Annotated in this window: 17 protein-coding genes; 14 read left to right on the top strand and 3 right to left on the bottom strand. The window is 66.2% G+C overall.

The features are described from left to right. Positions 1 to 4: 4 nt before the first annotated feature. Entirely contained in the window at positions 5 to 742 is a 738-nt protein-coding gene (locus AC0KVN_RS10475) for a FliA/WhiG family RNA polymerase sigma factor (protein ID WP_010338853.1), read from the top strand. Positions 743 to 758: 16 nt separating this feature from the next. On the opposite strand, the gene mdoH is transcribed toward AC0KVN_RS10475, so the two are convergent. The 3 genes from mdoH to AC0KVN_RS10460 form a co-directional block, all read right to left on the bottom strand. Next, positions 759 to 2,645, bottom strand: a complete 1,887-nt coding sequence (mdoH, locus tag AC0KVN_RS10470; RefSeq protein ID WP_435568743.1) for a glucans biosynthesis glucosyltransferase MdoH — start codon at positions 2,643 to 2,645, stop codon at positions 759 to 761. 60 nt (positions 2,646 to 2,705) lie between these two features. Beyond that, on the bottom strand, positions 2,706 to 4,193 hold the full coding sequence (locus AC0KVN_RS10465) for an OpgD/OpgG family glucan biosynthesis protein (RefSeq protein ID WP_435568744.1): 1,488 nt from the start codon (positions 4,191 to 4,193) through the stop codon (positions 2,706 to 2,708). A 213-nt stretch (positions 4,194 to 4,406) separates the two neighbouring features. Beyond that, positions 4,407 to 5,330 carry a flagellin N-terminal helical domain-containing protein gene (locus AC0KVN_RS10460; protein WP_435568746.1) on the bottom strand — a complete coding sequence of 308 codons (924 nt, stop codon included), beginning with the start codon at positions 5,328 to 5,330 and terminating at the stop codon, positions 4,407 to 4,409. A gap of 314 nt (positions 5,331 to 5,644) precedes the next feature. Between AC0KVN_RS10460 and AC0KVN_RS10455 the strand changes: the two genes are divergently transcribed. The 13 genes from AC0KVN_RS10455 to fliP all read left to right on the top strand — a co-directional run bounded on the left by AC0KVN_RS10455 (position 5,645) and on the right by fliP (position 17,682). Next, positions 5,645 to 6,922, top strand: coding sequence for a sigma 54-interacting transcriptional regulator (locus tag AC0KVN_RS10455; RefSeq protein WP_029547900.1), 1,278 nt, complete (start codon positions 5,645 to 5,647; stop codon positions 6,920 to 6,922). 13 nt (positions 6,923 to 6,935) lie between these two features. After that, entirely contained in the window at positions 6,936 to 7,295 is a 360-nt protein-coding gene (fliE, locus tag AC0KVN_RS10450; RefSeq protein WP_010338848.1) for a flagellar hook-basal body complex protein FliE, read from the top strand. 3 nt (positions 7,296 to 7,298) lie between these two features. Further along, complete coding sequence (fliF, locus tag AC0KVN_RS10445; protein WP_435568748.1) at positions 7,299 to 9,047, top strand: flagellar basal-body MS-ring/collar protein FliF; 1,749 nt, start codon at positions 7,299 to 7,301, stop codon at positions 9,045 to 9,047. Beyond that, positions 9,040 to 10,056, top strand: coding sequence for a flagellar motor switch protein FliG (fliG, locus tag AC0KVN_RS10440; protein WP_004208190.1), 1,017 nt, complete (start codon positions 9,040 to 9,042; stop codon positions 10,054 to 10,056). Before fliF ends, fliG begins: the two co-directional genes overlap by 8 nt. Further along, a complete protein-coding gene (locus AC0KVN_RS10435; protein ID WP_069335732.1) occupies positions 10,049 to 10,690 on the top strand; it encodes a FliH/SctL family protein in 642 nt (213 codons plus the stop codon). The genes fliG and AC0KVN_RS10435 overlap by 8 nt, the downstream gene beginning before the upstream one ends. Further along, positions 10,687 to 12,015 (top strand): FliI/YscN family ATPase, encoded by a 1,329-nt coding sequence (locus AC0KVN_RS10430; RefSeq protein ID WP_010338846.1) that lies wholly within the window; start codon positions 10,687 to 10,689, stop codon positions 12,013 to 12,015. Before AC0KVN_RS10435 ends, AC0KVN_RS10430 begins: the two co-directional genes overlap by 4 nt. After that, on the top strand, positions 12,012 to 12,437 hold the full coding sequence (locus tag AC0KVN_RS10425; RefSeq protein WP_010338845.1) for a hypothetical protein: 426 nt from the start codon (positions 12,012 to 12,014) through the stop codon (positions 12,435 to 12,437). Before AC0KVN_RS10430 ends, AC0KVN_RS10425 begins: the two co-directional genes overlap by 4 nt. A gap of 1 nt (position 12,438) precedes the next feature. After that, on the top strand, positions 12,439 to 14,580 hold the full coding sequence (locus AC0KVN_RS10420; RefSeq protein WP_435568752.1) for a flagellar hook-length control protein FliK: 2,142 nt from the start codon (positions 12,439 to 12,441) through the stop codon (positions 14,578 to 14,580). 34 nt (positions 14,581 to 14,614) lie between these two features. After that, positions 14,615 to 15,289: a flagellar basal body-associated FliL family protein gene (locus AC0KVN_RS10415; RefSeq protein WP_313229038.1), complete on the top strand. Its 675-nt coding sequence runs from the start codon at positions 14,615 to 14,617 to the stop codon at positions 15,287 to 15,289. A 48-nt stretch (positions 15,290 to 15,337) separates the two neighbouring features. Continuing rightward, positions 15,338 to 16,222: a flagellar motor switch protein FliM gene (locus tag AC0KVN_RS10410; protein ID WP_435568754.1), complete on the top strand. Its 885-nt coding sequence runs from the start codon at positions 15,338 to 15,340 to the stop codon at positions 16,220 to 16,222. Next, the gene (fliN, locus tag AC0KVN_RS10405) at positions 16,219 to 16,557 is read left to right on the top strand and encodes a flagellar motor switch protein FliN (protein WP_004208183.1); all 339 of its coding nucleotides are present in this window, start codon (positions 16,219 to 16,221) and stop codon (positions 16,555 to 16,557) included. Before AC0KVN_RS10410 ends, fliN begins: the two co-directional genes overlap by 4 nt. An 83-nt stretch (positions 16,558 to 16,640) precedes the next feature. Beyond that, the gene (locus AC0KVN_RS10400) at positions 16,641 to 16,904 is read left to right on the top strand and encodes a FliO/MopB family protein (RefSeq protein ID WP_004208182.1); all 264 of its coding nucleotides are present in this window, start codon (positions 16,641 to 16,643) and stop codon (positions 16,902 to 16,904) included. 40 nt (positions 16,905 to 16,944) lie between these two features. Continuing rightward, entirely contained in the window at positions 16,945 to 17,682 is a 738-nt protein-coding gene (gene fliP, locus AC0KVN_RS10395) for a flagellar type III secretion system pore protein FliP (RefSeq protein ID WP_169863187.1), read from the top strand. Positions 17,683 to 17,686: the final 4 nt, after the last annotated feature.

Below are 17,686 nucleotides of genomic sequence, written 5' to 3'. Positions count from 1 at the left end.
ACCAATGTATATGAATAAGGTCGCTGCAGGCTCGGATGTCCTTACCTATGGACGGGCAGGGCTTGCCAATTCCCCCGAACAGCTGGCGCGCCGCTACATGCCGCTGGTGCGCAAGATCGCCTGGCATGTCCATGGCCGCGTCTCCAGCGCGATCGAGGTGGAAGATCTGCTGCAGATCGGCATGGTCGCGTTGGTGGAGTCTGCCAACAGCTTCGAGGATCGAGGCCTGGGCTTCGCCTCCTATGCGCAATTGCGCGTGCGCGGCGCGATGATCGATCATCTGCGGCGCCATTCCACCCTGTGCCGCTCCGCCATGGCGACCCGCAAGAAACTGGCCGCCACCCGTGCGAAGCTGGAACAGAAATTGGGTCGGGCGCCGCTCGAAGCGGAAATGGCCGCTGAACTGGGCATGGATGCCGCCGACTATCGCGAGGCGGCCGATGGCGCCGAGATGGTCCAGCACACCAGCATGGACGAGGTCTATTCGGACCAGTCCATGTGGTTCGCCGATGTCGAGGATCGTGCCGACGACATCATGGAGCGCGAATCGCTCAAGGGCGCGCTTGCCAAATGCATCGGCGAACTGCCCGAGCGCGAGGCGCTGGTGCTGCAACTCTATTTCGTCGAGGAACTCAATCTGGAGGAAATCGGCCAGACGCTGGACATCGGCGCGGCGCGCGTGTGCCAGATCAAGAAGTCGGCGCTCGACAAGCTGCGCGGCAAGCTCAGCGACTGGAACTGACCGGCCCGCGCGCCCGTCAACCGTCGTTGGCGGGGCGCGATACCGATGCCTTGCGACCCGGAACCGGCCAGCGGAAACGCAGCGGCCGGTAATTCTGTGTCCGCCACCAGGGTTCGGGCACCTGGAACAGGCCGCTATTTTCCGCCCGCTGGCCCAGATCCTTGCGCGCGGTCAGCGCGGCCAGGATGGGCGCGGCGAACAGGCCGGCCAGCACCGGGCTCATCCAGCCGATCGCATTGGCGCGTACCGCCAGCACGGCCAGGCCGACGCCCAGCAATATATGCCATTTGAACAGCCAGATCGCGCCCAGGATCGCCATGCCGTCGCGGTCGCGGGTCTGGCCGTTCCATCTCGCCTTGCGGCCCATCAGGATGGAAAACAGGTTGATCGTCTGGGTCAGCATCGCGACCGGCGCCATCAGGATCGACAGGAGGATGTCGGCGATCACGCCGCGCGTCATCCGCACTGCGCCACCAAAGCCGATCCGCCGCGACGGGTCGGCCATGGCCCAGCCGATCGCCAATATCTTGGGACCGAACAGCAGCACTGCGGTCACCGTCAGCAGCGTGCTGGACGGCAGCACGGCGGCCGGCGGCCAGACGCCGGTGGCGACGCCGCCCAGAACCACCAGCATCATCGCCAGCCATAGCGGCGAGGTGCAATAGGCCGATGCGCCGACGAACAGCTGGAACCGGCTGACCGGGTGCAGCCCCTTGATCTTCGCCAGCAGCGGGACATGCTGGATATTGCCCTGGCACCAGCGACGATCGCGGGTGAACAGGTCGGGCATGGCCGGCGGAAATTCCTCGAAACTGTCGTCGGCGGTGACCATGTGGACGTCCCAGCCGCGCCGGCGCAGTAGCGCTGCTTCCAGCATGTCATGGCTCAATATATGGCCGCCAAAGGGCGCACGCCCCGGCAGTTCGGGCAGGCCGCAGCTTTCGGCGAAGGCGCGCACCCGGACGATCGCATTATGGCCCCAGAACATGCCTTCGGACCCGGCCCACCAGATCATGCCGGCGGCCGAGATCGGCCCGAACAGGCGGCTGGCAAATTGCTGCCAGCGGGCGAACAGCGTGGCGGCGCCCATCACCGTCGGGACGGTCTGGATAAGGCCCAGATGCGGGTGACGTTCCATGTCGACCGACAGGCGCGCCATGGTCTGGCCGCTCATCACGCTGTCGGCATCCAGCACGATCATATGGTCATATGCGCCGCCGAAACGGGTCACCCACTCCTCGATATTGCCCGGCTTGCGACCGATATTGCGGGCGCGGCGGCGATAATGGACCGGGCGCGAAAAGGCCTTGCGCATTTCCAGATAGGCCTTGCGCTCGGTCTCGCCATTTTCCGGGTTGGAATCCGACAGGATGAAGAATTCGAAGCGCTCGCCACCCATAACCTGCGACAGCGATCGTTCCATGATCGACAGGCGGCCGAGCACGCCCAGGAAATCCTCGTTGCAGACCGGCAGCAGGATGGCGGTGCGCGCCTTGAGCGGCGTGCGATCGCGCGGGATATAGGGGCGAACGCCCTTGCCCTTGCCGACCGTCAGCAGCAGGAAACCGATCGCGGCGGTGGCAAAGCCGAAGGCGATCCAGGCGAAGAGCGGGATGAACAGGGCAAGATAGACGCCCTCCCAGAAGGAAATACCGTCCAGGCCAATCGACCGGCGCATCTCGTGCGCCGCAAGCGCGGCGGGCAGCAGTGCCAGCAGCACGACCAGCAGCCGGCGGGCCCACAGATCGATGTTCAGCGGCCGATGAATCCGACCCGGCGCGGTCGCGAAATCCTGCACCGGCATGGCAAGCGGCGCCTCTGCCGGCACGCTTTCGAACGCCCGGACAAGCGCTTGCGACCCCGTGGCCCCATCGGCCACGTTCGTGCCTCCTGTCGATGTCATGTCAGACCCATTCCTGGTTAACCCGAGCGCTAGAACCTTTCGCTACCCGCGTGGTTCCCTTCATGCGCCTATCGGATAATGCACATATTCACTGAACGCGCGATTGCCAGAGCGAAGTTGGACCCGGATATCCGCCGCCCTGTCGCCCGATTTGCGGATGTCGATCGCCACGCGATACAATCCCGCCTGGCCCAGCACCGGATATCCGCCCTTCTTGACGATGGTGCCATTGCCGATGTCGGTCCACAGCTCGGGCTTCGCGTCGGCGGGCAGGCCGGCGAAGTCGATCACCAGTCGTTCGACCCCGGCTTCGTCACCACGGCCGCGCCATACCGCCTGCACGATCGCCAGATTGCTGCCGGCGGGTGCCCGGTCCGCCGTCCAGTCGAGGCGATAGGCGGCGTCGATCCGGCTGCCGGGACGCGCGGCCTTGGCCGGCGTCCAATAGGCGCAGACATTGTCGGTATATTCGCTGTCGGTCGGGAAGGTGTAGAGCCGTACCTGTCCTGCACCGAGCGGCGCAGACGGCGTCGCCCATAGCGAGGGGCGACGGTCATAATAGACGCCGTCATCCTGATAATGGTCGAAATTGCGGTCGCGCTGCAACAGGCCAAAGCCCTTGGGGCTGGTCTCGGCAAAGCCATCGACGCGCGGAACGGATGGGTTCACCAGCGGCCGGGCCTGCGCGCTGCCATCGGCACTGGCGATGGAGAGCAGGTCGGAATCATGGATTTCCGGGCGCCAGTCGGCGCCCTTGGTCCGATGCGCCTCGTCGTACCAGAACATGCTGGTCATCGCCATCAGCCCCAGTTCGGGGATCGGCCGGCGCGGGAAGAGGGCGGCGGTCACGTCCTGCGTCACTCCCTTGGCGCCAAGCCGGTTGACGAAGCGGAAGGCGCCGGTGATCGATGCCCCGTCCAGCAGGGCATAGACGGTGACGCTGTTGTCGCCGGTCCGTTCCAGCCAGAAATGGGTGAAGCGGGGAAATTCCTCCTTGCCCGGAATGCTGGTGTTGATCGCGATCGCGCGGGCGGACAGGCCGAACTGCTTGGTCGGGCCGGGCGCGCGGAAATAGCTGGCACCCAGGAAGGACAGCCAGTCGCCGTCGCGCCTGGCATTCATGATGCGGAAGCCGGCATAGCCCGCGTCCGGGCCAAGGTCCGCGACGGCATTGCCGTCGGGCGTCTCGAACATGGCGGGATCATAACGCAACGGCGTCGCCACGCCCTTGTCCACCAACGCGATCTGCACCGGCTGCTGGGCCGTGCCGCTCAGCGGGAACAGGCGGACGCCGGTGTCGCCGGGCAGGTCGCCCCAGATCGTCTTCTCGTCGCGGAACCGGGCCTGGTGCATCTGGTCATAACCGACCTTGGCGGCGACCGGATTGGGCGGGGTTTCGGCAAAGGGCGCACGCGCCAGCTTCTGTGCCATGGCGATGATGCCATCCCAGGAGAAACGATCGTTTCTGGCTTGGGAGAGGGCGGGGCGGGGAAGCAGCAGCGCTGCGCCCGAAGCAGCGATCAAGGCGCGCCGGTCGATCATGGTCATGCGTCCATCATGGGTGCTGATCGCGCCATTGCAAGATGTGCCTGTAATCAAACGCGATGAAGCCCCCGTCCGGGGGGACGGAGGCTTCGAATTTGGCCGTTTGATCGAAGGTGTTACCCCCGGCACGGTGGGGACTGTTGATGTGCCGGGGGTGACATGGCGGGTTGCCGGTGACCAATACCTCAACCCGTCATTTTCGGTGTCTGATCCGGATTACTGGATCAGCTTCATGACGTTCTGCTGGCTCTGGTTGGCCTGGGCCAGCATCGCGGTCGATGCCTGGCTCAGGATCTGGGCCTTGGCGAGCGCGGTGGTTTCGGTCGAGAAATCGGCGTCTTCGATGCGGCTGCGGGCGTCGGTCAGGTTGGTGACGTTCGCGGTCATGCTGTTGACCGTCGATTCAAGGCGGTTCTGTGCTGCACCGAGATTGGCGCGCGAGGTATCGATCTGCTGAAGCACCGAGTCATAAGCCTTCAACACCGTGTCGAGGTCGAACTCAGTGGCGACGACCGGGGTGGCGCCAGCCGGGGTTTTCGTCACGTCGGTCTCAACTGTGACCGCCGTGCTACCGATCTTGACAATATCGCCCAGGCTGGCGGGGGCTTCCGAGCCCGAAGTAGTGCTGAAAGTCTGCGTGGTCAGATTACCCAGATCGATCTCGATGGCATCGCTCGAGTTGGTGCCGGCTTGGATGCTGATCTTGCCGGCATTGCCGCCGCTGCCGTCGAACAGCTTGATGCCGTTGAAGCTGGTGTCGGTGATAACCTTGCTGATCTGGGTCGACAGGGCCGAAATTTCCGACTGGATGTTCGTCTTGGCAGTGTCGTTGTTCGTGCCATTGCCGGCCTGGACGGTCAGTTCACGCATGCGCTGCAGCATGTTGCTGACTTCGCCCAGTGCGCCTTCCGCCGTCTGCGCCAGGCTGATGCCGTCATTGGCGTTGCGGATGCCCTGGGTCATGCCCTTGATCTGCGAGGTCATCGACGAAGCGATGGCCAGGCCAGCGGCGTCGTCCTTGGCCGAGTTGATGCGCTTGCCGGTCGACAGGCGCTCCATGGCGGTGGACAGAGCCTTGCTGGAGGCGGCCGAAGCATTGGTGGCCCGCAGCGCCGACGAGTTGGTTCCGATAACAGTCATGATATTCCCTTTCCGTTCATCAGGTCGCTGTCGTCTGACGCTTGCGGCCTCGAAAGGGGATAACGGCGGGCCGCGAAAAGCTTTTAGGGGGGGCGATGCGATTTTTCTGGAAAAAGACGGAAAAACAGCCCTCTACGCGTGCGCGTATATATAGAGTGCGATTTTTCTGCCGGCGGAGCGGAAAAAAATTGCCGGTCACCGGCAAGTTAATGGCCGCGTTAACCATCTAATAACCACGCTGGCGTAAATTTAAGTCATCGAAGGGGGTAGGGGCGTGCGGGGGCACAAACCTGCCAAGACACTGGGGACAGTTCATGTCATCGCTTGACGTGAGCCGTGGGGTCTGCGCGCTCGTTCCGGGCTTGCAGCACTGGCTCGAAAATGCCTTGTACACGGTGCGGATCGTGGATGCGCAGAGCCCGCGTGAGCGGGATAGCCGCCGCGTCCTTCTCGCGACCGAGATCGGCCATGCCACCCATCGCGATATCCTCATCAACCTGGTCGACGGCAAGCCGTCGCTGGTGCCGGCGGCCAATGGCCTGCCCGCCCGCGTCGCCTTTGGCCTCGAAGACATGGGTTTTGCCTTCGCGCTGATCGCCGAGCTGGCCCGCCCGGCTTCGGTCCCGGCCGTTGGCGATGCCGCCAGCGCCCGCCTGATGACACTGGCCGGCCGCGTGGCGCGCAGCGATGCCACCGTCCTGATCCAGGGCGACACCGGCACTGGCAAGGAAGGCATGGCGCGCTTCCTTCATACCCAGTCCGGCCGGGTCACCCATGACTTCATCGCCGTCAACTGCGCCGCGCTGCCCGAAACCATGATGGAAGCCATGCTGTTCGGTCACAAGAAGGGCAGCTTCACCGGCGCATCCAATGCCTCGGACGGCCTGTTCCTGGCCGCTGACGGCGGCACTCTGTTCCTCGACGAAATCGCCGAGCTGCCCCTCGCGCTCCAGGCCAAGCTGCTGCGTGCCCTCCAGGAAGGCGAAGTGCTACCGGTTGGCGCCACTCATCCGGTGCCGGTCAATGTCCGCATCGTCGCCGCCTGCAACCGCAACCTGGCCGACGAAGTCGCCGCCGGCCGCTTCCGCGAAGACCTTTACTGGCGCCTCAATGTCATGGCGCTGGAACTGCGCCCGCTGGCCGAACGTCCCGGCGACATCGCCGCGATCGCCGCCGCCATGCTGCTGCGCCACCAGGATGCCGGCAAGGACGGCTTTGTCTGGCCGACCGCCGCCGCACTCGACAAGCTGGCCGCTCATCGCTGGCAGGGCAATGCCCGCGAGCTGGGCAATGTGCTGCAGCGCGCGCTGGTGCTGCGCGACGGCGAGCGCATCGAGGCCGACGACCTGCATGTCGCCGGCGCGCCGCAGCCGCTGCGTATCGTTTCGGCGACGCCGGTGGCCGCAGTCGCTGCCGCACCGGCCGAACCGATCCGCCTGCGCGACGTTGCCCATCATTCCAAGCTGGAAGCGATCCGCACCGCCCTGCGCGAGACCGACGGCCATCGCGCCGCCGCCGCCCGCAAGCTGGGCATTTCCGAACGCACGCTGCGCTATCGGCTCGCCGAGATGCGTGAGCTGGCTGCGGCTTAAGGAGGGTTAGGGCATGACCGGTATCTCTCCCACCGACAGCGTGATGGCGATGCGCAATGCCATCCTGCAGAAGAACGCCGCGCTGCGCGACGTCGCCTCGACCGGCAATGTCGGTTCGGCTGGCGGCGCCGGCGCAACGCAGGGCACCGCGCCCGGCGGCTTCACCGACGCGCTCAACAACGCGCTCCAGCAGGTCAACGGCCTGCAGACTCAGGCCGGCGATGCCGCCTCGGCGTTCGAACGGGGCGAAACCACCGATATCGCTGCGGTCATGCTGGCCAAGCAGCAGGCATCGGTCAGCTTCGAGGCGACCCTCCAGGTCCGCAACAAACTCCTGTCCGCCTACAAGGACATCATGAGCATGCCGGTCTAACCCATGAGCGAGAACGCACTCACCATCGATGGCGGCTCGGCCGCTGCCCCGGCCCTCCCGGCCGTCACCGGTGCCAGCTTCGGCAATGCCAAGGGCGTGGACGCGCTCAAGGCGCGCTTCGCCGGCTTCATCAAGCAGCCGGCCGTGGCCAAGAGCCTGCCGCTGCTCGGCCTGCTCGGCACCGTCGCGGTGGCCGGCGCGGCCTGGCTGGCGCTGCGCGAACCGCCGCAGCGCGACCTGTTCCGCGGCCTGCCCGATGGCGACAAGTCTGCCGTCGCCCAGGTGCTGGACCAGAATGGCATCAAATACGACTTCGACAATGCCGGCGGCATGACCGTTGGCGAGGGCGATTATTTCAAGGCGAAGATGATGCTCGCCGCCCAGGGCCTGCCCAAGAGCGCGCCCGACGGCAACAGCATGATCGACAGCCTGCCGATGGGCGCCAGCCGCGCGGTCGAGAATGAGAAGCTGCGCGGCGCCCGCGAAACCGATCTCGCTCGCACGATCGAGGCGATCGACAGCGTCGAGAGCGCCAAGGTCCATCTCGCGGTCGAGGCGCCCAGCGTCTTCCTGCGCGAACGCACCAAGCCGTCTGCCTCGGTGATGCTGCGCCTGTCGCAGGGGCGCACGCTCACCGACGCGCAGGTCAGCGCCATCGTCCATCTCGTCGCCTCGTCGATCCCGGAACTGAACCCGGAAGATATTTCGGTCGTCGACCAGAATGGCCGCCTGCTCAGCAATAATGACGGCAATGCCGCCGACGATCGCCAGCTCGCCATCCAGACCCGGATCGAGGATCGCTATCGCCAGTCGGTGGTCGCGCTGCTGACCCCGATCCTGGGCGACGGCAAATTCTCGGCCGAAGTCCACGCCGAACTGAATTTCGCCGAACGCCAGGCGACCCGCGAAAGCTTCCCCCAGGACGAGGCGCGCCTGCGTGCCGAGCAGGGCAGCTGGTCGTCGGACGAGCGGGGCCAGAAGGCTGGCGAGGCTTCGGGCATCCCCGGCGCGCTCAGCAATCAGGCGCCGGTCAACCCGACCGTGACCCAGACCAACCCGAACGGCCAGGCCGTGACGCAGGGCCAGACCACCGAACAGCAGCAGCCGGCCGCGCCGGGCCTGCCGCCGATGAAGACCGAGGAAACCTTCAACCGCAGCTTCGAGCTGGGCCGTGAAGTGTCGGTCACCAAGGATGCGGTCGGCACCGTCAAGCGCCTGTCGGTTGCCGTGGCTCTCGACACCGGTGCCGATGGCAAGCCGCGCTCCGCTCAGGAAATCGCCGCGCTGGAAGCGCTGGTGAAGGGCGCCGTCGGCTTCGACCAGGCCCGTGGCGACGTCGTCGCCCTGTCGGCCCGCAGCTTCGCCAAGGCCGAAGAGGTCAAGGCGCCCTGGTATGAGGCCGACTGGATGTCGCCGCTGATCCGCAATGTCTCGGCCCTGCTGGTCGCGCTGCTGGTGATCTTCGGCATCGGCCGCCCGCTGCTCAAGCGCCGCGCCGCCGCTCAGGAAGCGAAGGTCGTGGAGACCGCCGAAGCCGGGCAGCGCCTGGGGCGCGAAATTTCGGGCGAACTGACCAAGCAGGCGACCGAAAATCCCGATCCCAGCCGTCCGGTGACGCTCGACATGATCTCGTCCACCTATGACTATGCCCAGCGCGCCGACCTGATCCGCAATTTCGTGAAGCAGGATCCCGATCGCGCCGCCCTGGTGGTCCGCGACCTTCTGAAGGAAGGGAAGAAGGAAAATGCCTGAGATCGTCCCCGGCCGTCCCGAGGCGCTCAAGGGCAGCGCCGCCGCCGCCGTCCTGCTGATGCTGTTCGATGAGGATGAAGCCGCCCAGATCCTGTCGCGCCTGGAGCCCGAAGAAGTCCGTCAGCTCGGCTATGCCATGTATGACGTGCAGGATGTCGATCCCGAGGAAGTGAACGAGGCGCTCGACCATTTCGTCACCAAGGCCAAGAAGCGCACCACCATCGGCTATGGCGCGACCCGCCATATCCGCGGCGCGATGACTAAGGCGCTGGGCGAGGAACGGGCCGAAACCATCCTGGCCCGCATCACCCCGCCGACCCGCTCCACCCAGCTGGAAATGCTGAAGTGGATGGACGCCAAGGAAATCGCCGTTCTGATCGAGATGGAGCATCCGCAGATCATGGCGATCGTGCTGGCCCATCTGGAAGCGCCGGTTGCCGCCGACGTGCTGCAACTGCTGCCGACCGAATATCAGGAAGAGATCGTCTATCGCATCGCCACGCTCGGCCCGGTGTCGAACGAGGCGCTAGACGATCTGGAGCAGTTGCTGCTGCGCGGTCCGGTGAACAAGCAGGGTGCAGCGTCGCAGCGCGGCGGCACGGTCGAAGCGGCCGCGATCATGAACAATGTCCGCAAGGACAATGAGCAGCGGATCATGAAGGCCGTCGCCAAGCGCGACAAGATGATCGCCCAGACCATCGAAGAGGAAATGTTCGTCTTCGATAACCTGATCGACATGGATGACAAGAATCTGGGCACGCTGATGCGCACCGTCGACAGCCAGGTGCTGGTCGTGGCGCTCAAGGGTGCGAACGACATGCTCAAGGCAAAGATTTTCAGCTGCATGTCGGCCCGCGCCGCGCAGGCGATCGCCGACGAGATCGAGGAACGCGGCCCGATTCGCCTGGCCGAAGTCATCGACGCACAGAAGCTGATCATCGCCACCGCCCGCCGCATGGCGGATGCCGGCACCATCATGCTGGGTGGCAAGGGGAACGACTTTGTCTAAGATCTGGGCGGCCGAAGCCAGTCACGACGTATCGAGCGTGCCGATGATCGGCGTTGGCCAGGTGGCCAGCAACGGCTTCCGCAGCCTCTATTCGGCGCTGCCCGGCGACGTCGTCGCGGCGCCCGCCCGCGCGCCGATCCATGCCGAACCGGAAACCGACCCGATCGACGAAGCCCATATGGCGGGCTTCTCGCAGGGTTTCGAGGAAGGCTATCGCGCCGCCGGTGAGGATCAGGCGAACGAGATCGAGGCGCGCAACCGCCTGACCGCCGCGCTTGAAATGCTGGCCCCGGCACCCAGCGGTAGCCTGTCGACCATGTTGTCGGCCACGGTCGTCCGCCTGGTCGAACAGATTGTCGGCGAAGTGCAGATCGATCTCGACCGGCTGACCCAGCGCTGCGAAGCGGTCGCCGCCTTCATCGATGACAGCAGCGACAAGAGCGCGCTGCATCTGCATCCTGACGACGTCGCCCTGCTCGAAGGCGAGCAGATCGGCGTGCCGCTGGTGTCGGACAAGAGCATGCAGCGCGGCTGCGTGCGCCTCGAAACCGCCGATGGCTGGGTCGAGGATGGCCCGGACGTTCGTCTGGCGCGCCTGCGTGCCCTGATGGACGACATGGAGGGTAAGGCATGATCCGCGCCGAGCTGGCGCAGGCCGAAACCCTGTTCGAGCATCTTCAGGTCCAGAATCGCCAGCCGCGCCATGTCGGCCGTCTGGTCAGCCATGATGCCGGCATGCTGGAAGTCACCGGCTTCCGCCGTCCGATCGGTTCGGGCGCCCGCGTCCTGGCCAGCGACGGGTCGGTCTGTCGCGCCGAAGTCGTCGGCTTTCGTGGCGAACGCACTTTGCTGGTGCCGCTCGACGCTGACGCGCCGCTGGAAAACGGCATTCGCGTCGAACCCGACAGCCAGGCCAATATGGTGCAGGTGGGCGAGGGGCTGATTGGCCGCGTCATCGACGCCATGGGCCAGCCGCTCGACCGCAAGGGGCCGATCATCGCCGGCGGCGTCTGGCCGCTCAACGGTGTGAAGGGCAATGTCCTCGATCGCGGCCGCGTGACCGAGCCGTTCGACCTCGGCGTGCGCGCCGTCAATGCGCTGCTGACCGCCGGACGCGGCCAGCGCATCGCCATCATCGCCGGCTCGGGCGTCGGCAAGTCGGTGCTGATGGGCCAGATGATCGCCGGCGCGGAAGCCGATATCGTCGTCACCGGCCTGATCGGCGAACGTGGCCGCGAGGTCAGCGACTTCCTCGAAACCAAGCTCAAGCATGCGATGCACAAGAGCATCGTGGTTGCCGTGCCGGCCGACCATCCGCCGGTGCTGCGCCTGCGCGCCGCCGCCCGCGCTACCGCCATCGCCGAATATTTCCGCGCCCGCGGCAAGAAGGTGCTGTTGCTGATCGACAGCCTGACCCGCTGCGCCCATGCCCAGCGCGAGATCGGCCTGGCGCTCGGCGAACCGCCGGCGATGAAGGGCTATCCGCCCTCGGCGCTGGCGCTGATCCCGCGTCTGGTCGAACGCGCCGGCGTCGACGCCCGCACTGGCGGCTCGATCACTGCGCTCTACACCGTTCTCGCTGATGGCGACGACACCGACGATCCAATCGTCGACGCCGCCCGCGCGATTGTCGACGGCCATTTCGTCCTGTCGCGCAGCCTGTCGGAACAGGCAATCTTCCCGGCGATCGACATCGGCAAGTCCCTGTCGCGCGTCATGGCCGACGTCGTGCCCGACGAGCATCGCCAGGCCGCTGCCGCCTATCGCCGCCTCTGGGCCGCCTATGAGGAAAATCGCGACCTCATCCTGATGGGCGCCTATCGTCCCGGCAATGATCCGGTGATCGACGAGGCGGTGCAGCGTCGCCAGGAAATTCTGAACTTCATCCGCCAGGACCAGAAGAGCCGGATCGACCTTGATACCAGCGCCAACGCGCTGATCGCGGAGTTCGGGGCGTGAAGGGGCTGGTATCCCGCCGCCACCGTGTGCTGCGCGTGCGCCATGTCCAGCATGCCATGGCCATGGCCGAGACCGCGCGCGCCCGCGACGAGGCGGAGGGGATCGCCACCAACCTCGAACGTCTGCGCCGGGTGCGCGGCGAACTGTTCGGCGTTCAGGGCGGCGCAACCGGTGCCTCCTTCGCATCGATGCAGGAACTGGCCAGCCGTCTGGAGCAGGCCGGGCGCCAGCTCGACGGCGCGCTCTATGACGCCCGCCGCAAGGTGGAGGCGAAGGAAGGGCTCAGCATCGCGGCCAACCGCGAGAAGGAAATTGCCGCGCGCCTGAAGGATCGGGCCCGCGTCGCGCTGGAAGAATGGCGCGAGAACAAGCTTGCCGCGCTGCCGCGCTATCGCCGCATGCAGCGCACGGGGGACAATTGACATGACCATGCTCGCCAGCCTCAAATCGCTGCTCTTCTCCTCGACGCCGCTGGCCGGTGCGACGGCGGCCGCTGCTTCGGCCGTGGCCGAGGGGGCGGCCGACTTCGCCGCGCTGCTGGGCGATGTCGATGACGCGCCGCAGCCGGCTGCGCCTGCCACGACGGTGGGCGCGCCGGTCTTGCCAGCGGAAGCGACGATCGAGGGCGATGCGCCGGTCGTGATGCCCGAAGCAATCGAGGCGCCGGCTCTGCCGGACACCGCCGAATTCCTGACCCAGCGGGCCATGCCGGTCCAGCCGGCCGCAGAACCGGCGTTGCCGATCATTGAGGCCACATTGCCGGTTGCCGAACCGGTCCTGCCCGTCGCTGCGCCGGTCCAGGATCAGGCGGCCATCGCGCCCGTATCGGCCGAGCCCGCGCCGATCGTCCTGCCCGAAGGCGAGGCTGTCGCCGAAGCCCTTCCGCTGCCTCTGCCGATCCCGGCGGTCGCGCCTGCGCCTGCGGATATCCGCACTCCGGCGCCGGTTCCGACCGCCGATGTGGCCCTGCCGCTGCCGGTCGACGCCGAAGGCCCGATCGCGCTCGCCCTTGCTGATGCTCCGATCAAGGCCACGCCGACGCACGCGCCGCAGCCTCTGCCGGCTGCGATGGCCGCGCCCGAGGCCGATGACATCGCCGATGCTGACAGCGAAGCTGACACGGTGACGGCCGATGCGCCCGTCGACAATGACGCGCCGATCGTCGCCGATCCGATTGCCCATTCCTTGCCTGCTGCACTCCCCCCCTTGCCGCAGGCGCCGATCGATGCCCCCGCATCTTCGGCTCCATCCGCGCCGACCCGGGAGATGCCTTTGAGCGTGTCTCCTTCGCTGTCACCTTCATTGTCCCAAACCCAGGCCCCTTCGAAACCGGCCGTGGGACAGGAAGCGGTGACGGCCCCGGTGGTCGGCGCGGATGGGCAGGATGAGCAGATCGTTGCAGCGCCCGTGACGGCGCCTGCAGTGACGCCCGAACTGGTCGCTGCGATGATCCCGGCACAGCCTGTGCCAGTCGCCAACGCGACACCGAATGTCGTGCAGGCCCCGGTCCAGGCCGCCCCGCAGCCCGTGAACGCACCGCGCCCGGTCGAGCAGGTCATGCCCGCCGTGGCGGCAGCACCGGCGACGGACGCCGACATGCCGGTAGAAATGGTCGTGGCGGCCCCCAAGCCGACCGAGAAGACCGCGCCTGCAGCTGTAACCAGCAGCCCGGACGAGGCCGATGTCGAGATCGCATCCGCCGGCACCGACATCCCGGCCGCGCCCGTGGCTGCCAAGCCGGCCAAGGCGGAAGCCCTGTCGCTGCTGCAACTGGTGCGCGACCATATGAACCGCCGGGCGACGCCGGTGCGCGACAGCGCCGAAGCGGCAGCGCCGGTCAGCGATCGCACGCCGGACAAGGCGGCCACGGCCGTCGATCCGCTGGTCGTAGCCACTCCGGCCGCGCCCCATCGTGGCGCGGAAATATCCATGCCACAGGCTGCCGTGCCCCAGGCGCCTTCGATCACCCCGGCGGCGATGCCGACGGTCGACCTGTCGGCCAGCCTTGGCCAGCAGGTGGTCGACATGGGCGTGTCGGGACAGTGGATTGACGGGCTGGCCCGCGACATTGCCGGCCTGTCGGCCAATGGCGCGCAGGGCCGGTTCCAGATCAATGCCGACCAGCTCGGCCCGATCCAGGTCGATATCCGCCAGGATGGCGATGGCGCGGCGGTCAGCCTGACCGTTGCCAGCGAGGCGGCGGAAATGGCGCTGCGCCAGGATAGCGACCGGCTGAAGCTGGACGCGGGCCTTGCCGCCGTGCGCATCCATGAAGTGAAGATCGAACGCGCGCCGCATGTTGCCGAAGCGGCCAAGGCTGATGCCAATGGCCAGACCGGTAGCCAGTCGAACGGCCAGCAGGGCAATGCATCCCAGCAGCAGGGCACCTGGCAGGGTGCCGGCCAGATGGCGGGCCAGTCGATGGGCCAATCCTCGTCGCAGGGTCGCTGGCAGGGCCGTGAAAATAATGGCCTTGGCCATAAAGCCGGGAGCGATCCGGCCGTTCTTAACCATGGTGACACCGGCGATAGCGCCGGTGACGTCCGCCGCGCGCGCTACGCCTGACGGCCGGGACGGGATATTCCAGGGGACGTGAACGATGAGCGATGAACCCAAGGCGAAGAAGAAGAAGGGTGGGGGGATGAAGCTCATCCTGCTGGTCGCCGTCGCCATGGTGGTGGGTGGTGCCGGCGCTGCGGGCGGGCTGTACGCCGCCGGCTTCTTCAGCCCCAAGGCCGAAGGCCCCAAGGAAGATCCCAACAAGCCCGTGCTCGTCCTGGCGGGCGAGGATGCGCAGGCTGTCGCCACCGCCCATGGCTGGGCCGGTGAAGGCGGCGGCGGTGGTGGTGGCGAAGGCGGTGGCCATGCGAGCGCCGGTGGCGAGGGGCATGCCCCGTCGGCCGCCCATGCGCCGGGCAAGGGCATCGACCTGCCGGCACCAAGCAATCCGACCGCCTATCAGGCCACCTATTTCCAGCTCCAGGCGCCCTTCACGTCGAACATGACGGACACCGACGCCTTCGCCCAGATCACCGTCGCGGTGTCGACCTATTATGACTATCGCGTGATCGCCGCGATCAAGATGCACGAGATGGCGATTCGCAGTCAGGTGCTGATGATGCTCGCCGAACAGCCCGAGGAGCAGCTGGTCACGCCCGACGGCAAGCGCATGCTGCAAGGAAAAATCCGGGGCATCATCAACGATGTACTCAAGCAGAAGACCGGCTATGGCGGTGTCGATAACGTTTATTTTACCAATTTCGTTATTCAATAGCGCTGCCTGAACGCTGGGAAGTCCCCTGGCCGAGGGCAGGGGACAGACATGAATCACGTTCAATCCTTCGCCTTCGGGCGGGGAGACGCGCAAGCTCCGGTAATGCTGTCGGGCCTCGACCGGCTGGGTGAAAAGCTCGGCCGGCGTATACGTGCGCTGATCGAACCCATTTCCGGCATCCGCCCGCATGTCGCGGCCGAGGATGCACGGGTCGTGGAGTTTGGCGCCTGGTCGGCCGGCGCGCCCAATTTCTGCAGCCTGTCCATCTATCGCCTGCTGCCCCTGAAGGGGCAGATGCTGCTGTGCATGGACGCCACCATGATCTCGACCCTGGTCGACTGCTTCTATGGTGGCCTTGGCAACCGGGCGCTGCCCGCGCGCGGCGAATTTACCCCGACCGAGGACCGGCTGATCGCCCGCCTATCGGAAACCATCATGGCCCGCATGGTCGAATGCTGGTCCGAAGTCCTGCCCCTGGAACCTGGCCTGCTGCTGCGTGAAACCGGCATCGGCTTTGCCGCTGCCGCCCAGCCCGCCGACCAGATGGTGGTGCAGCGCTTCCGCGTCGGGCTGGACCGGGAACGCGAATGGTCGATCGACATGGTCTTCCCGCTGGCGGCGCTGCGCGGCGTCGAGGCGCTGATGGGCAGCAAGGTCGCAAGCGATGACGAGCATGTCGATCCGGTGTGGCAGGCCCGCGTGGCGCGCCGCATGCGCGACATCCGCCTGCCGGCCCGCACCGTGCTGGCCCGCCCCAATCTCTCGCTGGCGGAGCTGATGCAGCTCAAGGCCGGCGACATCATACCCGTGACGATCGGCCGCAGCCTGCCGCTGATCGTCGGCGACAGGATCGTCGCGCACGGCACGATCGGCGAACAGGATGGCCGTGCCGCCTTCCAGATTGAAAAGATTGCACAGGGACCGGAACAATGAGTGATATGAGCGACGCCCCGATGATGGATCCCCGTGGGGAAGACAGCGCCAGCCGCATGGCGGCGAACCGCCAGTTCAAGCTGCTGGCCGATATTCCGGTGCGTATGTCGGTGGAGGTCGGATCGACCTCGCTGCGCCTGGCAGAAGTGATGGACCTGGCCGAAGGCAGCATCGTGGAACTGGATCGCCAGGCCGACGAACTGCTCGACATCATGGTCAATGGCGCGCTGATCGCCAAGGGCGAGGTCGTGACGGTGAACGGCCGCTATGGCATCCGCATCGTCGATATCGCCGCCACCGAAACCCGCATGGCCGGGGTCGAACGGCGCGGCTGATCGCAGGGCCGTGCTTTTGCGCTTGCCTTGCGGCCCATTCTTGCGGATCGGATGACGCATTAACCTAAACGCGGGGCGCGTGCATGTTCTGGTATTTCGTCAAATTGCTGATCCTGCTGCCGCTTGTTGGCGGCATGGCCTTTGGTGCCTTGTGGCTGTGGCGCAAATATCAGCCCGGCATGATGGTCGGCCAGAATGACCGGTCGCTGAAGCTGCTGGAAGCGCTGCCCATGGGCACGTTCGGCAAGCTGGCCGTGGTCGAGTTCGAGGGCAAGAAGATCCTGCTGTCGGTCACCCGTGGTCGGATCGAGAAGATCGCGGAAGGCGACCCCTATCGTGCGCGCTAGTCACTGGCTGGTCGGCGGCATCCTGCTGACCGCGGGGCTGATGCTGGTCGATCCTGCGCTGGCGCAGGCGGTGCCGGCCGCGCCGGCGCCGGTCGACAATGGCGGCGCGCTGACCCGCGCGATGGGTCAGATTTCGGGCGACGGCCGCTCGCTGTCGCTGTCGCTGCAGATCCTCGTCCTCATGAGCCTGCTGTCGGTCCTGCCGTCGCTGATCCTCATGATGACCAGCTTCACCCGGATCATCATCGTCCTCTCGCTGCTGCGCCAGGCGCTGGGCCTGCAACAGACGCCGCCCAACCAGGTGCTGGTGGGGCTTGCCCTGTTCCTGTCGCTGTTCGTGATGCGACCGGTGATCGACCAGATCAACGGCCAGGCCTATGATCCCTATGGCAAGGGTCAGATTTCGATCGAGGAAGCGGTTGGCCGTTCGGGCAAGGTGCTGCACGGCTTCATGGCCAAGCAGACGCGCGAGAGCGACCTCAAGCTGTTCGCCAACATGGCCGAGGCTCCGGCCTTCCGCACGCCCGACGACATTCCCTTCACGATCCTGCTGCCGGCCTTCGTCACCAGCGAGTTGAAGACCGCGTTCCAGATCGGCTTCATGATCTTCCTGCCCTTCCTCATCATCGACCTGGTCGTCGCATCGACTCTGATGGCACTGGGCATGATGATGCTGTCGCCGACGATCATCTCCATGCCCTTCAAGCTGTTGCTGTTCGTGCTGGTCGATGGCTGGGCGCTGACGATGGGGTCGCTCGCCGGCTCCTTCGCGACATAGGAGG

This window comes from Sphingobium sp. SG1 (assembly GCF_057063145.1).
The sequence above is the reverse complement of the archived record's forward strand: the minus strand, read 5'-3'. Positions and strand labels throughout refer to the sequence as shown.